We start from the raw sequence: 15,371 nt of genomic DNA, 5'->3' as shown, positions 1-15,371 counted from the left end.
TTTTTTCCGCCTTAACAAACCATCAGTGGGGGAAGAAAATCCCCACTGATGGAAGTTTCACTTTATCTTGTTTCATCATTCCTGCTTTTTCTTCATACATTGTGGTAAGAGGAAAAGGGGGGATTGGCTGATGAATGAGGAAGAACGCAGGGCACTTGAATTTGCCATTAGCGAAATAACGGAAATTGCCAGTGGTTTTGGCCTGGATTTCTATCCAATGCGTTATGAAATTTGTCCTGCCGAAATTATTTACACATTTGGTGCCTATGGTATGCCTACCCGGTTTTCGCATTGGAGTTTTGGTAAACAATTCCATAAAATGAAGCTTCATTATGATCTCGGCTTAAGTAAAATTTATGAACTGGTCATTAACTCTAATCCATGCTATGCCTTTTTATTGGATTCCAACTCGTTAATCCAGAACAAACTGATCGTTGCACACGTCTTGGCTCATTGTGATTTCTTCAAAAATAATGTCCGCTTTCAGAATACAAAACGGGATATGGTTGAAAGCATGGCTGCCACAGCTGACCGGATTCATCAATATGAAATTCAATATGGAAAAAGAGAAGTTGAGTCCTTCCTTGATGCCGTGCTGGCGATTGACGAACATATTGATCCGTCGCTTATGCGTCCTAAACTAGCATGGTCAATCGAGGATGATGAGGAGGAAGAGGAAGAAAAGCGTTTACCAACACCATATGATGATTTATGGAATTTGGATGAAAACAAAAAGAATAAGAGCAGAACAAAACCAGTAAAGAAAAAGAAATTTCCGCCAAAACCGGAAAAGGATTTATTGCTGTTTATTGAAACATACAGCAGAGAATTGGAGGATTGGCAACGCGATATTCTCACGATGATGCGGGAAGAAATGCTTTATTTTTGGCCGCAGCTGGAAACGAAAATCATGAATGAAGGCTGGGCATCATACTGGCATCAACGTATTTTACGAGAAATGAATTTGACGAGTGGTGAGGCGATTGAATTTGCAAAATTAAATGCCGGAGTCGTGCAGCCTTCGAAAACCGGAATCAATCCTTATTATCTTGGATTGAAGATTTTTGAAGATATTGAGGAACGGTATAACAATCCAACAGAAGAAATGAAAAAACGGGGAGTTGAACCCAATTCCGGCAGGGAAAAAATCTTCGAAGTACGAGAAATTGAATCCGACATTTCTTTCTTGAGAAATTATTTAACAAAGGAGCTTGTTTTTAGGGAGGATATGTATCTTTTCCAAAAGCAGGGAAGGGATTATAAAATTGTTGATAAAGATTGGGAGCATGTCCGTGATCAATTAGTAAACATGCGGGTGAACGGCGGGTTTCCCTACATTACGGTCAATGACGGCGACTATCTGAGAAATGGCGAATTATATTTGAAGCATTGGTATGAAGGGGTAGAATTGGACGTAAAATATCTTGAAAAGGTCATGCCCTATATTTATCAGCTGTGGGGCAGGCCCGTGCATTTGGAAACAATGATTGAGGATAGAACGATGCTATTTTCATACGATGGCAAGGGAGTTCATCGGAAATATTTGTAATAAGAAAAGGCAGCTAGATGGATAGCTGCCTTTGATTCAATAACATTATTTTACTTCAGAAGTTACTTTTCTTAATGCATCCTCTACAGGTACATAGGTATAGCCAAGATCACGTGCAACCGCTTCATAGGTGATTTCTCCGGCGGCAACGTTAACCCCTAGCTGTAAGGAAGGATTTTCGATGACCGCTTTGTAAACACCTTTGTTGGCAATTTGCAATGCATATGGGACAGTCACATTCGTAAGAGCGATCGTCGATGTCCGTGGAACAGCCCCAGGCATATTAGCGACAGAGTAGTGAATCACACCATGCTTTACAAAAGTTGGATTATCATGTGTTGTAACGTGATCGCTTGTTTCAACAATGCCACCTTGATCTATCGCAACATCGACAATTACGGAACCAGGTTTCATGGTTTTAACCATTTCTTCCGTAACAAGCTTAGGAGCTTTGGCCCCTGGAATAAGAACGGCACCAATTAAAAGATCCGCTTCTTTTACTGCTTCGGCAATGTTATAAGGGTTAGACATTAACGTTTTTACCTGATGTCCGAAAATGTCATCAAGCTGGCGCAGACGGTCCGCACTTAAATCGATGATCGTAACATCAGCACCTAAGCCAACAGCCATTTTTGCAGCATTTGTACCAACGATTCCACCGCCAATAATGGTTACTTTACCGCGGTTAACACCAGGAACGCCGGCAAGCAGAATTCCTTGTCCCCCGTTATTCTTTTGTAAAAATTGCGCACCAATTTGCGCCGCCATCCGTCCGGCTACCTCACTCATCGGTGTTAATAAAGGAAGGGTTCTGTTTACTGAAACAGTTTCGTAGGCAATAGCAATAACACCTTTATCTTTAAGTGCTTTGGCAAGTTCAGGCTCAGCAGCCAGATGTAAATAGGTAAACAGAATTAATCCTGGACGGAAGTATTGATACTCGCTGTCGAGAGGTTCTTTAACCTTCATAATCATTTCTGCTTTTTTCCACACGGTATCAGCAGTATCAATCATTTCGGCCCCAGCCTTAACATAGTCTTCATCGGCAAAACCGCTTCCACCACCTGCCCCTTTTTCCACTAATACAGTATGTCCGGCATTTACAAATGAAAGTACGCCGGCAGGTGTTAAAGCAACACGGTTTTCATTGTTTTTAATTTCTTTTGGTACGCCAATCAACATTTTTAATTCGCCCCTTATATAAAGTTTTTTCTCCCATAGGTCAAGTATAAAACGTTTGTCAAGGAATTTCTTTGTTAAGATTGAAGAAATATTTTCGGTGTTTTTGGAAATTTTCACAAATGCTGCATATTCTGATACTTCCTTAACTTCAAGTCAATATAAAGGGATATTTTTTGATTCGGATCTTTAAAATCGACTTCGCCAATTTCCGCAATTCTTTTTAACCGATAATTTAAAGTATTGGCATGTACATTTAGTTCTTTTGCGGCATCGTTGATGTTCGCATCTTTAGTTAAAAATACGTCGAGCGTCTCAATCAGATTGCTGTTATGTTTTTGGTCGTATTGATAAAGTAATTTCAATGAATAATTTTCAAAATCGTTACTTTTTCGTTTCTGCAGAAGGATATCAAAGAATTGGTAAATTCCCAACTTTTGATATGTATGAATGTCTTTGGTTTCTTCTGGAAACTTTTCCTTAATCGATAATACCTCTAATGATTCATGATAGGCATGCTTTATTTTTCCATAGTCATAATAAATACTGCTATAAACCGGAGTGATCTCATTTACCCCGTAGCGTTCACTCATATTAAAGACAAATTGGCGGACAAAATAGTTTAGTTCTTCAAATGTATGGCGTATATTGTCTGCCGAAACAAGTAATATCAATTGATTGCTGTCAATGGTATAAAGCATAATTTTAAAACGCTGATTGGTCGTGAGCAAATAGGAAATATTTTGCTCTATCTTACCCGAAATATTATGCTTAAATTGAAAAACAAGCAAGGAATAGGAAGAGGCAGGTGTTATTTGCAGGGAGTGAAAATTACCTGTGATTTCTTCATGATTAGCTAAATGCCCTGTTAACAGCTTCCAAAAGAATTCTTGAGACCGCTCCTCTTTCTTATTTTTCCGTGTCTGAAGCTGCAGCAATTTATTTTTGGCAGATTCAGCCGCCTTCTTTAACAGCGAATACTCTTCTTCCGTTAGGGTTTTATCAATTTCAATTACCCAAATAAACCCCAATACTTCCTCTTGCTTCCAAATTGATACGGCTACCCGATGACCAAGACCGATTTCGTCCATATTTTTGACACGAATCGGTTCTTTCGTTGACAGCAGGGCAGGAATGGTCCCTTCCTTCCATAACTGATTAATTACCTTTTCGGGGACCCTGCGTCCTATTATTGTGGCAATTCGCGCCGGATCCGTTCGCTCATCATGGGTGCTATAGGCAAGCAGGCGATGATTGGCGTCCTCAATGGTGACTGGGCATTCCAACACTTGGCTAATCATCTCAGCCAATTCTTCCAAACTTTCAAAATCCATTTTAAAAGGATCATTTAAACTATAATTCATATGAATTACCCCCATCTAAAGAAAAGGAAGACAAATATAAAGGTAAAACCTTCTTTGTTTAATTTTACAAAAAAAATAGTTGTATTTCATGTTTTTTTACAAAATATTATTCAAAAATAACATAAAACAATGTTAAAATAATTTTAGGTCTTTTAATTATCAATTTTCAGTAAATACAGGACCATTGGAGAGTGTAAACATGAATCAACAGAGTCAGGAAGACGAACTTCAGCGCGGATTGGAAGAAAGGCATATCACGTTAATGTCATTGGGGGCAGCAATCGGTGTGGGCTTATTTCTCGGGTCAGCAACTGCTATTAAAATGGCGGGGCCGGGGATACTGTTAGGTTATGCCTTTTGCGGAATGATTATGTTTTTTATCATGAGAGCACTGGGCGAAATGGCCATTCAAAAACCAGTTGCCGGGTCGTTCAGCACCTATGCAAGGGAATATTTAGGACCGTTGGCGGGCTATATTACCGGCTGGAATTATTGGTTTTTATGGGTTGTAACTTGTATGGCGGAAATTACCGCAGTGGGCATTTATATGGAGTATTGGTTCCCATCCACGCCACGATGGATTTGGGCATTAGCCGCTTTAATCATTATGACAACGGTGAATATAATTGCCGTTAAGGCTTATGGTGAATTAGAATTTTGGTTTGCACTGATTAAAATTGTAACCATTGTGGCCATGATCATTGTTGGTGCTGCGATGATTTTCTTCGGCTTTGGGAACGGCGGTACCGCAACTGGTATCAGTAACTTATGGAATCATCGAGGATTGTTTCCTAATGGGGCCAAAGGTATTTTATTGTCCTTACAAATGGTAATGTTTGCTTATCTGGGAATCGAAATGATCGGGGTAACGGCTGGAGAGGTTAAAAATCCGGAAAAATCATTATCACGGGCGATTGATACGGTGTTTTGGCGGATTTTGATTTTTTATGTAGGTGCATTATTTGTCATTTTGTCCATTTACCCATGGGCGGAAATTGGAACAAAAGGAAGTCCTTTTGTTCTGACCTTTGAAAAAATCGGAATCAAACGTGCTGCCGGCATCATCAACTTTGTTGTGCTGACTGCTGCATTGTCTTCCTGTAACAGTGGAATCTTCAGTACAGCCCGAATGTTATTTGACCTTGCGGAACATGGCGAGGCTCCCAAAAGATTTGCTAAAGTAACCAAATCCGGAGTTCCCGGCTTTGCCGTATTGGCATCTGCTGCCGCTTTATTGTTAGGTGTGCTGTTGAATTACGTTGTGCCGGCCAAGGTTTTTACTTGGGTGACAAGTATCGCGACCTTTGGTGCTATCTGGACATGGGGGATCATTTTACTGTCGCAGATCCGTTATCGAAAGGGATTAAACCCTGAAGATGTAAAACGTTTAAACTATAAAATGCCGTTTTTTCCATATACCTCGTATTTTTCGTTAGCCTTTCTTGTGTTTGTAATTGGGGTTATGGCTTACAGCCCTGATACAAGAGTTGCCCTTTTGGTTGGACCGCTATGGTTATGTCTTCTGGTTGCTTTTTATTACGGCAAGGGATTTCATAAAAAAGAACACCGGCAAACGTCAGTTAAACAAAAGGCCAGTTAAATACAGACTGAAGTATGGGACCCATTAAGGGTCTCATTTTTTTATGCGTTTTTCACATACTAACAATATAAAAATGAACAGGAGGTAAAAGTGATGAAAAAATTAATAATTTCGGTTTCTGCTGCCGGATTAATACTGCTCTTTTCCGCCAGTAGTGGTTACGCGGAAACCATTACGAAACCGCCGACACGTCTTTATGAACAAAATACAATGTCGATTCTTTGGTTCCAAAATTCCGGAGAAGCAAAAGCATTGTATTTTCAAGGCTATAACATCGGAAAAATGAGGCTGGATGAAATACTTCGTAAAAAGCAGTATAATCGTGCTTTAAAGCCAGCGATCGTTCTCGATATTGATGAAACGATCCTTGATAACAGTCCCCATCAGGCTTCTTATGTTGTCAATGGAAAGGGGGACCCGCGTGATTGGAGCAAATGGATTAAACGGGCTGATGCCAAACTGCTGCCAGGCGCACTTGATTTCTTACGCTATGCCGACTCAAAAGGAGTTGAAATTTTTTATATTTCAAACCGTCAGGAGGCCGCGAAGGAATCGACAATTAAAAATCTGCAAAAAGTTGGAGTACCGCAAGCGGATGCAAACCATGTGCTGCTGCAGCAGGAAAGCGAAAATGGGAAGGAAAACCGGCGCCAACAGGTGGCGAAAACTCATGATATTTTGTTATTATTTGGCGATAATTTAGGGGATTTCAGCGGTTTTGATGGTCTGACAGATAGGGGAAGATTAGAAACAGTCAATAAATTGAAAGAGGAATTTGGAAAAAAATTGATTGTATTTCCGAACCCAATGTATGGGGATTGGGAGGGAGCCATTTATGATTTTAACTTGAAGAAGCCTTGGCAAGAAATAGAAAAGATCAGGAGAGATCATCTGCAAACCTATGAGCCGTAAAAAATACCAAAAATGCTGCGGCAGTATGACGGCAGCATTTTTGGCGAGAAGCAAGAAGCGGATGATAAAAAATAATCATTAATAGGACAGTGGTTTTAGTTTCTTACATTAACAAGAATATTAATTGCGAAAATAATCACACCCAAGACCATGGCCGTTCCTCCGATGGCTACGGCAGGGCCGGCAGCTGACACACCGGAAACTAATAAAGCAAGACCAATCATCATAACAGGCAGGGCAATATTGTGAATCCAAAAATGAATTTTTGCCAGGGCTGTTTCAGCTGCCCTTGGGAATGCCACATAGATCAATCCGGCAAGGGTCATCGCCGTCCATCCTAATAAATTTACGTGGACGTGTACAGGGGTAAAGGTAAATTTTTCTGTCATTGACATGTACATTCCAAAACACACCCCAATGACAAAGTAACAAACGGAAATTTTAATGAACCTAACGCCCATTTGCCAGCCTCCTTATAGATCAAAATTATGCCTACAGTACTAATTATGAGGGCTCTTTATAAAGTAGAACTTTGATTTATAAGGACGAGAAAGGATTTTTTATGAAGAATATTGTGGAATAATAAATGTAAGAAGACCTTCTTTTCTGAAGGTCTTCCGGTCGAGTTATTAGAATAGCGCCTTTATTCCTACCAGAACGAGGCCGATTAAAAAGCCGCATACAGCCCCGTTTACTCGGATCCATTGCAGGTCATTACCAACATTGGTTTCAATCATTTCAGTGAGTGTCTTTGTATCTAACTTATCTAAATTTTCCCTTACAAGGGTTCCAATTTTTGAATGGTTTTGATCAACAAAGCTGGCAATTTGTTTCTTCAGCCATGCTTCCATTTGATTGACCTTGTCTTCGTCTGCTTTAAGCTGCTCCAGATTATTAGTGATAAATGGCAGGATATATTTTTCGTAAAAATCAGGTGCTGAGGTTAAAACCAACGCCTTTTCCTGTATTTCTGTCAACAACTTGGTAATTTTCTCCTCTGCTTGCCAGCTATTGATGATGTGTGTTCTGAAACGCTCAAGCTCATCATACACTTTTTCATCGTTCTTTAAGTCCTGCAGCTTTTGATTGATATGCATCAGCAATGTCAGCCGGTTTTGATTATAGGGGTCACGGAAGCTGTCGACCCCTTTGACAATGAGATTTTGAATGATACTGCCCAATTTTTCTTCATTGACCAGGCTGCTAAATGACCGTAAGGCAAATTGCATGAAACCGTCTGCTTTAATATTTTCAATCATTTCAACGGCCATTCCACCAAGGCGGAGCTTTGTACTATCTTTTTTTGCCCATTCATCAATTTCTTCGAGGATAAAATCAAGTGCTTTTTCATCATATTTGCGTAACTTAATTTGCTCAATTAATATCGGTAAATAGTGTTTAATCTCGATTTTGGTTAGCCGCAACTTAAGTTCTTTTTCAATCACAGGTGCGAATTTTTTAACATTCATGGTTTTAATAAAATGTTGAATCACGTTCATTATGTTTTTTTTCACAGGATCGGAGGGAATTTCCCTTTCCAATAAGCCAAAAAGTTTGTCAGTAATCCGGAACGTGTTTATTTTTTCACGAATACTTTCCTTTGTCAGCCAGTCATTTTCAATCATTGAAATTATTTTTGCAGTAATCTTCTCCCGGTTCTTTGGTAAAAGCGCTGTATGCGGGATAGGTACACCCAGCGGATGTCGAAATAGCGCGGTTACCGCAAACCAGTCGGCAAGTCCCCCAACAAGTCCTGCTTCAAAACCCCCCTGTAGGATCGTTTTCCATATGGATGGCTCTAAAAAAATGGTTATTAGAAAACCGGCTGCCATGATTGCAAGGGAGATCGTTGCCAAATGACGCAAATTTTTTTTCGGTTTATCCATCTTAAAACTCCTCGTTTGCTATAATAATACTGATATTCTTCTTGAGAAAAAAGATAATTCAAGAACTAATATATCGAAAAACACGTAATTTCACAAATAGAAATGGCTGTATATGTAAAAAAAACACTCCTCAATAACGAGAAGTGTTTTTCCGCTTCGGTTTGATATGGGTGATGAGTCCATCCATATCAGTAATATAAAATTGAATATCCGGTGCCTTTTTGAGAAATTTCTCTTGGGTAAGCTGATAATAATTTACCCTGCGCTCTGGATCAAAATCTAATATCGGATATTCTTTATGTTCTTTTACATATTGATCGACAGCTTTCTGAACCATGTCCATTGCGGGAGGAATATGTTTTTCATTTTCTTCAAAAATATCATAGGTTTCTTTTGACATGTAGAATTTTTTTGCTGGGATTCCCCCGAGAATGGGCGCTAATTGATTGAAGTCGATACTATGGTCCTCTTTAACCAGGATGGTTCGATAAACGCCATTAGGCAATTGGTCGGAAAATTTTCGAATCGCTTGACGAACCTCGTCAATGCTGACATCAATAATGGGGTAATGTTGTTTCGCTGTCGTTTCCTTACTAACTGCAAGTTGTTTATTGTCAATCTCTTTAACCTTTGTGGCTTTCAGATGTTTGTAAATCACGAAATAGCTAATGACGGAAGCTGTGCCAATTCCCAGAAGCGCTCCGATAACAGTGAAAATGGGGGAGGAAACAAACCTATCATCCAAGCTGCTGCCAAGTTTAAAGCCGCCATAAACACATATAACAAAAGTGATTGCAAAAGCTACGCTAAAGGAAAGGGCTTTCATAAAAACCAGCCTCCTTTACACCATCTCCCTTAGGAATACCAATCTTCCCTCTCAACTATATTATACACATAAATTTCCATTATTGTAATATAAACAGTCGATTAATTTTAATTTTCTGAACCATGTTTAAGGGAATAATGAATTTTAATTATTAGTGTGGGTGAACTCGATATTAATTTTGGCAAAAGAGTTTCCTAGTTATCGTAAATCTTTCTGTAAGCACTCCAAAAGCAAGAAATGAAAAGAGACCAGGTCAATCTTGAACCGGGTCTCGATATATTATATATTCAGATACGAATTCAATTTACGAGAGTGCCTCTGATTTTTGCAGCGTTATTTGTTGTACTGCTGAGTCATCATCGCTGGCTATTTTTGTTACTTCAATATATTTTAAATGATGTTCATCCATTTCAATAATTTTAAATGCATAGGAGTCATGATAAATGATGTCGCCTTCTTTGGCCTCGTAATTTTCTGTTAAGATCCAACCGCCAATCGTATCAACATCTTCATCATTAATTTCGACGCCTAATAACTCATTAACTTCACTGACTAATACTTTGGAGTCAATAATATAATGATTATCTTTAATTTTGCGGACTTCAGGAATTTCATCCATATCAAACTCATCACGGATTTCACCGACAATTTCCTCTAAAATATCTTCAACGGTAACAAGTCCGGAAGTACCGCCATATTCATCCATTAACACGGCCATGTGCATTCTTTCTTTTTGCATTTTAACGAGTAAATCATGAATCGGGATCGTTTCGATCACTCTAATAATTGGTCGAATATAGGTTTCCAGAGTTTTCGCTGTCAACTTTTCATTGCCAATTAAGTCGGTCATGATTTCTTTAATATTGATAACCCCAATAATATGATCTTTATCTCCATCGATAATCGGGTAGCGTGTAAATTTTTCTTCACGAATCACCTTAAGAAAAGATTCGAGTGTGTCGTCCTTGGACAATGAGACGATTTCTGTCCGCGGAACCATAATTTCTTTGGCGATTCGATCATCAAAATCAAAGATTTTATTTACATACTTAAACTCTGATTGGTTTATTTCGCCACTTTTATAACTTTCCGACAGGATAATTCGAAGCTCTTCTTCCGTATGGGCAATTTCATTTTCCGATACTGGCTTTAATCCAAAAAGACGAGATACAATCCTGGCCGATCCATTCAATACCCAAATAAATGGATACATCATTTTGTAAAACAGAATCAGCGGTTTTGATACATTTAGAGTGATCCATTCGGCCTTTTGAATGGCTAGTGTTTTCGGTGCAAGTTCGCCAACAACAACATGTAAAAAGGTAATCGTCGCAAAAGCAATGGAGACAGATAATAAAATTACAGCATTGTCGGGAATGTTCAATTGACGAAAAACAGGATCAAGAAGATGCTCAATGGTTGATTCTCCGATCCACCCTAAACCTAAAGCGGTAATTGTAATACCAAGTTGACAAGCCGACAAGTATTCATCCAGGTTTGAAATGACCTTTTTTACGGAAATTGCCTTCGAATTTCCTTCCTCGATTAACTGGTCAATTCTTGAACTTCTAATTTTGACAATTGCAAATTCAGAAGTCACAAAAAATGCTGTTAATGCGATTAAAATGGCTATTAAAACCAAGTTAAATATGTCCAAATAAGTTCCCTTAGCCCGGTTGTTAAAGACGGGGAAGGGTTCACCTCCCGGTAATTTAAAAAATTAATTTAATACTTTGTCAGAGATTGTAAGAAAACTAGAATTGCAAAAAGCGACAAACCCTTGCGTTTCAGAGGTAGCTAAACATGTCTTACCAGTCACAAAACAGTTCAGCTGCCCAGTGATTTATTGATTTCAATCTAATTGGTCTATCTGACCACCTCAACAAAAATATAAAAATATAAATTAACTTTTATTATAAAAGAAATAAACGCTACAGTCAAACTAGTTAGTGTGTAAGTGCCATTTTCTACATTTTATGGAGTATTTGTTGTAGATATGAAAATAATTCGAAAAAGAAAGACGATCTGTGCAGATCAGGATCATCACATGATTGCTGGGGTGAGAAGGAATCGAATGGTAATCTAACAGTGACATATACATGGCTCTAACTCTTTGCAAAATAAATACAAACAAATACGTCTCCTTATTGAGGAGACGCATTTGTTTTCGTTACATCTATATATAGGATATGATGCCCTTCGATTTCCGTGATTTGAAAAATAAACCCCTCTCTTTCAAGGGAATCTCCCTGATGAACATCAAACTTTTGTGTTAAAAACCAGCCTCCAATAGTGTCGACATCCTCCTCTTCAAGCGTAGTCCCCAAGAGATCATTTACTTCACTGATTAGGACTTTGCCATCTAAAATAAAGTGATTCTCGCCCACCTTTTGAATCAGCGGAAGTTCATCAACATCAAATTCATCGCGAATTTCACCAACAATTTCTTCCAAAATATCTTCAACCGTCACGATTCCGGCGGTACCGCCATATTCATCAGAAAGAATCGCCATGTGAGAGCGGTTCTTTTGCAGCTTGATTAATAATTCTTTGATTGGAATTGTTTCAATCACATGAATGACAGGCTTAATGTAATTTTTTAGCGGTTCTTTCTCTAAGTTTTTTTGTTTAATACAATCTGTTAATACTTCCTTCATATTGGCAATTCCTAAAATATTATCCTTGTCACCATCAATAACCGGGTATCGGGTATATTTTTCTTCTTTTATCGTGTCAAGAATTTCATCTAAAGTGGCATCGATGGAAAGGGTAACCACCTCAGTTCTTGGAACCATAATTTCTTTGGCAACTCGGTCATCAAATTCAAAAATGTTATTCATATAGCTATATTCGGATTGATTAATTTCTCCGCTCTCATAACTTTGTGAGAGGATCATCCGCAGTTCTTCCTCAGACATCACGATGTCATTTTCCGATGCTGGTCTAATACCGAATAGTCCCGTCACAAATCGGGCAGAGTGATTTAGAATCCAAATAAAAGGATACATAATGCGATAAAACCAAGTAAGCGGCTTGGCAATTCGTAAGATAATTTCTTCCGCCTTTTGAATCGCAAAAGTTTTTGGAGCCAATTCCCCAATGACAACATTGAAAAAGGTAATGATTGCAAATGCTAAGAAAGTGGAGATGATCTGCTTAATCGAAAAAGGCATCTGAATCCAATCAAAAATTGGATTTAAAAGCTCGCGGACAGTAGATTCACCCCGCCATCCCAAAATTAATGATGTGACGGTAATCCCCACCTGTGTAGCTGACAGGTAGCCGTCCATATTGGAAATCACTCTCTTAGCGGCCTCCGCATTTTTATTTCCTTCGGAGATTAATTGATCAATTCTGGTTGTTCGTACCCTTACAATCGCAAATTCCGAAGCAACAAAAAATGCTGTAAAGGCAATCAAAATCGCTATAACTAAAACATTCATCCAAACCATCGGTCGCCTTACAATCGGTAAGACATGCCACCTCACTTACAAGATTACTGATTGAATCAGTAGTGTACCGTTATTTTTTCTTTATACTGTCCAGCTCCAGCGCCTATCGCCTAGCAAACTTCAGGTCTCCTCCCTACGATAAGTCAACAAAGCAGCTTCAATGAAAAAACATCATGTAGCTTTGCGACGAGCTGAACATTGCTTCCTCGAATCTCCCTTGGCGCAGGAGCATCGTGTTTCCTTTATCTCAGTCGAAGCCCCACCACAAGGGACGCTTCGTCAGAATCAACATCGCACGAAGGAAAAGCGTTAGCTTTTTCGAGGAGTTTGTACGGCGATGACCAAGGCACTTGCGCTTTTCTTTATTTATTATTTCAAAAAATGATCTGTTTAGCAAATCCGCTGGTTTTCTTGTTTGAGTCAAGTATTTGTGGGCAGTTTTTTTATCCCCACAGAAGTGAAAGCGGATTCGGGAGTTTGACACTTAAAATCCAAAAAAACACGCAAAAGCCTTGATAGGGCTTTATTTTTTTGTCAAATTTTTCAGTTTATTATTTCGTAACATTTCGTAATATGTTATAATAGTTATAATAATAGCCATTTTCGGGGGTTCTAGAGTATGCGGATAAAAGTCAGCCGTTCCAAGAATTCAGAATCGTATTTTGTGATTAAAGATGTTTATAAAAACAAGAAACGAACCACCAAAGTGGTGGAAGCATTGGGGAACCGGGAGGATATTCAACGAAAACATCCCGGCGTGGATCCCCTGGAATGGGCCAAGAGCTATGCCAGGAAATTAACGGAAGAAGAGAAACAGAAAAAGGCAAAAATCATGGTGGCCTATGATCCAAATAAAGTAATCCCAAAAGAGGCACAGCGTTCGTTTAATGTGGGCTACCTCTTCTTGCAATCCATCTACCATCAGTTGAAACTCGATGCCATTTGCCAGCAGATTTCGAGAAAACGGGCTTTTTCGTTTGATTTGAATACGATTCTTTCCCGTTTAATCTACATGAGAGTCTTACACCCGGCTTCAAAAAAAGGAACCTTTGAACGGGCGAATGAGTTACTGGAACCTCATTCGGTGGAAGCTCAACACATTTATCGCGCCCTGGACGTTCTCGCGGAAGAATCGGATAGGATCGAAGAAGCCGTCTATAAGAATAGTTTGAATATTGCCGATCGAAACACATCCATTCTGTATTATGATTGCACGAATTTTTACTTTGAAATCGAAGAGGCTGATGGCCTCAAGCAGTATGGCGTATCGAAAGAACACCGGCCCAACCCGATTGTGCAGATGGGACTGTTTATGGACGGTGCCGGGCTGCCTCTCGCGTTCGCGATAAACCCGGGAAACCAAAACGAACAGCCAACCCTGAAACCATTGGAAAAAAGAATCATGAAAGATTTTGAACTCTCCAGATTTGTGGTCTGTACCGACGCCGGCCTATCTTCTCATGAAAATCGCTTGTATAATTCCATGGGAAACCGGGCGTTCGTGACTACTCAATCCATCAAGCAGTTAAAGAAACATTTGAAAGAATGGGCCCTGGATCCACAAGGGTGGATCCTTGCAGACCGTTCCAAGGAAGGAAAAGGGACAAAGAAAAAGATCCATTTGCAGCAGCTGGATCTGGAGAAGGACAACCAAACGTATTATAAAGAACGTTGGATCCATGAAAACGGGTTGGAACAACGCTTGGTCGTCACGTTTTCCCCGAAATATAAACGATACCACCAAAGCATTCGGGAAAAACAGATTGAGCGGGCCATCAAGAAAATGGAAAAACCAACCCACTTAGAGAAAAAAAGAGCGAATGACCCCGCGCGATTGATTCAAACCACACATGTCACCCCGGATGGAGAAATCGCGGAAAAAGCAAGCCATACGCTAAATGAGGATCAAATTAAGAAAGAATCCATGTATGATGGGTTTTATGGCGTGTGTACCAATCTGGAAAGCACGGTGGAGGAGATTATCCAGATCAACCAGCGACGTTGGGAAATCGAAGAAACCTTCCGGATTTTAAAAAGTGAAATGCGCTCCAGGCCTGTCTTTGTTCGAAAGGGTGAACGAATCAAAGCGCACTTTCTAACGTGCTTCCTCTCTCTATTGGTCTATCGCATTTTAGAGAAAAAACTGGATGAATCCTTTACCTGTCCAGAGATCATTCAAACCTTGCGGAACATGAACGTACTGGAATACACCGGGGAAGGCTATATTCCCACCTACACACGAACGGAATTGACCGATAAACTGCATGATGTGTTTGGGTTTCGAACAGATACGGAGATCATCGAGCAAAAAAGAATAAAAAAAATTTTAAAACAAACCAAAGCCTAAAAAAGTACGCATTTTTTGACACCAAAAAACCACAAGAAAGCCTGTCATTACAGCATTCTTGTGGTTTTAACTGTCAAACTTGAGATTATTTCAAAAAATGATCTGTTTAGCAAATCCGCTGGTTTTCTCGTTTGAGTCAAGTATTTGTGGGCAGTTTTTTTATCCCCACAGAAGTGAAAGCGGATTCACTTATTTAGAGTGCTCTCTTGATAGAAAATTTGTCTTTTTTAAAAACCGGCCAACTCTTTTAATGCTT

General features: G+C 39.3%; 11 protein-coding genes. 4 read left to right on the top strand and 7 right to left on the bottom strand.

The window, feature by feature from the left end; all coding sequences use genetic code 11:
* Positions 1 to 130 precede the first annotated feature (130 nt).
* A complete protein-coding gene (locus JK635_RS19210) occupies positions 131 to 1,549 on the top strand; it encodes a SpoVR family protein (protein WP_202655554.1) in 1,419 nt (472 codons plus the stop codon).
* 45 nt (positions 1,550 to 1,594) lie between these two features.
* On the opposite strand, the gene ald is transcribed toward JK635_RS19210, so the two are convergent.
* Positions 1,595 to 2,731 (bottom strand): alanine dehydrogenase, encoded by a 1,137-nt coding sequence (ald, locus tag JK635_RS19205; protein WP_202655553.1) that lies wholly within the window; start codon positions 2,729 to 2,731, stop codon positions 1,595 to 1,597.
* Positions 2,732 to 2,844: 113 nt separating this feature from the next.
* Positions 2,845 to 4,092 (bottom strand): PucR family transcriptional regulator, encoded by a 1,248-nt coding sequence (locus JK635_RS19200; RefSeq protein ID WP_202655552.1) that lies wholly within the window; start codon positions 4,090 to 4,092, stop codon positions 2,845 to 2,847.
* A 199-nt stretch (positions 4,093 to 4,291) separates the two neighbouring features.
* Here JK635_RS19200 and JK635_RS19195 point away from each other — a divergent pair, with 199 nt between their 5' ends.
* Together JK635_RS19195 and JK635_RS19190 are read left to right on the top strand one after the other, a co-directional pair.
* A complete protein-coding gene (locus JK635_RS19195; protein ID WP_202655551.1) occupies positions 4,292 to 5,692 on the top strand; it encodes an amino acid permease in 1,401 nt (466 codons plus the stop codon).
* A gap of 93 nt (positions 5,693 to 5,785) precedes the next feature.
* Positions 5,786 to 6,604, top strand: a complete 819-nt coding sequence (locus JK635_RS19190; RefSeq protein WP_202655550.1) for a 5'-nucleotidase, lipoprotein e(P4) family — start codon at positions 5,786 to 5,788, stop codon at positions 6,602 to 6,604.
* Positions 6,605 to 6,699: 95 nt separating this feature from the next.
* Here JK635_RS19190 and JK635_RS19185 read toward each other — a convergent pair whose 3' ends face one another.
* From JK635_RS19185 to JK635_RS19165, 5 genes are all read right to left on the bottom strand, one after another.
* Complete coding sequence (locus JK635_RS19185) at positions 6,700 to 7,065, bottom strand: cytochrome-c oxidase (protein ID WP_202655549.1); 366 nt, start codon at positions 7,063 to 7,065, stop codon at positions 6,700 to 6,702.
* A gap of 168 nt (positions 7,066 to 7,233) precedes the next feature.
* Positions 7,234 to 8,490, bottom strand: a complete 1,257-nt coding sequence (locus JK635_RS19180) for a DUF445 domain-containing protein (protein ID WP_202655548.1) — start codon at positions 8,488 to 8,490, stop codon at positions 7,234 to 7,236.
* A gap of 130 nt (positions 8,491 to 8,620) precedes the next feature.
* A complete protein-coding gene (locus JK635_RS19175; RefSeq protein WP_202655547.1) occupies positions 8,621 to 9,316 on the bottom strand; it encodes an AtpZ/AtpI family protein in 696 nt (231 codons plus the stop codon).
* Positions 9,317 to 9,620: 304 nt separating this feature from the next.
* A complete protein-coding gene (locus JK635_RS19170; RefSeq protein ID WP_202655546.1) occupies positions 9,621 to 10,973 on the bottom strand; it encodes a hemolysin family protein in 1,353 nt (450 codons plus the stop codon).
* Between the two features lie 487 nt (positions 10,974 to 11,460).
* Positions 11,461 to 12,768 (bottom strand): hemolysin family protein, encoded by a 1,308-nt coding sequence (locus JK635_RS19165; protein ID WP_202655545.1) that lies wholly within the window; start codon positions 12,766 to 12,768, stop codon positions 11,461 to 11,463.
* Positions 12,769 to 13,387: 619 nt separating this feature from the next.
* Between JK635_RS19165 and JK635_RS19160 the strand changes: the two genes are divergently transcribed.
* A complete protein-coding gene (locus JK635_RS19160) occupies positions 13,388 to 15,115 on the top strand; it encodes an IS1634 family transposase (protein WP_202655544.1) in 1,728 nt (575 codons plus the stop codon).
* Positions 15,116 to 15,371 lie beyond the last annotated feature (256 nt).

This window comes from Neobacillus paridis, from assembly GCF_016765675.1.
In the GTDB taxonomy this organism is placed as follows: Bacteria; Bacillota; Bacilli; order Bacillales; family Cytobacillaceae; genus Neobacillus; species Neobacillus paridis.
Note: the sequence above shows the minus strand (reverse complement) of the source record. Positions and strands in the feature narration are given on the sequence as shown.

Excerpts from the sequence above, each read along its gene's own strand:
- JK635_RS19185 (WP_202655549.1), bottom strand. The coding sequence starts at position 7,065 with ATGGGCGTTAGGTTCATTAAAATTTCCGTTTGTTACTTTGTCATTGGG.
- JK635_RS19190 (WP_202655550.1), top strand. The coding sequence starts at position 5,786 with ATGAAAAAATTAATAATTTCGGTTTCTGCTGCCGGATTAATACTGCTC.
- JK635_RS19195 (WP_202655551.1), top strand. The coding sequence starts at position 4,292 with ATGAATCAACAGAGTCAGGAAGACGAACTTCAGCGCGGATTGGAAGAA.
- JK635_RS19180 (WP_202655548.1), bottom strand. The coding sequence starts at position 8,490 with ATGGATAAACCGAAAAAAAATTTGCGTCATTTGGCAACGATCTCCCTT.
- JK635_RS19175 (WP_202655547.1), bottom strand. The coding sequence starts at position 9,316 with ATGAAAGCCCTTTCCTTTAGCGTAGCTTTTGCAATCACTTTTGTTATA.
- JK635_RS19210 (WP_202655554.1), top strand. The coding sequence starts at position 131 with ATGAATGAGGAAGAACGCAGGGCACTTGAATTTGCCATTAGCGAAATA.
- JK635_RS19160 (WP_202655544.1), top strand. The coding sequence starts at position 13,388 with ATGCGGATAAAAGTCAGCCGTTCCAAGAATTCAGAATCGTATTTTGTG.
- ald (WP_202655553.1), bottom strand. The coding sequence starts at position 2,731 with ATGTTGATTGGCGTACCAAAAGAAATTAAAAACAATGAAAACCGTGTT.
- JK635_RS19200 (WP_202655552.1), bottom strand. The coding sequence starts at position 4,092 with ATGAATTATAGTTTAAATGATCCTTTTAAAATGGATTTTGAAAGTTTG.
- JK635_RS19165 (WP_202655545.1), bottom strand. The coding sequence starts at position 12,768 with ATGGTTTGGATGAATGTTTTAGTTATAGCGATTTTGATTGCCTTTACA.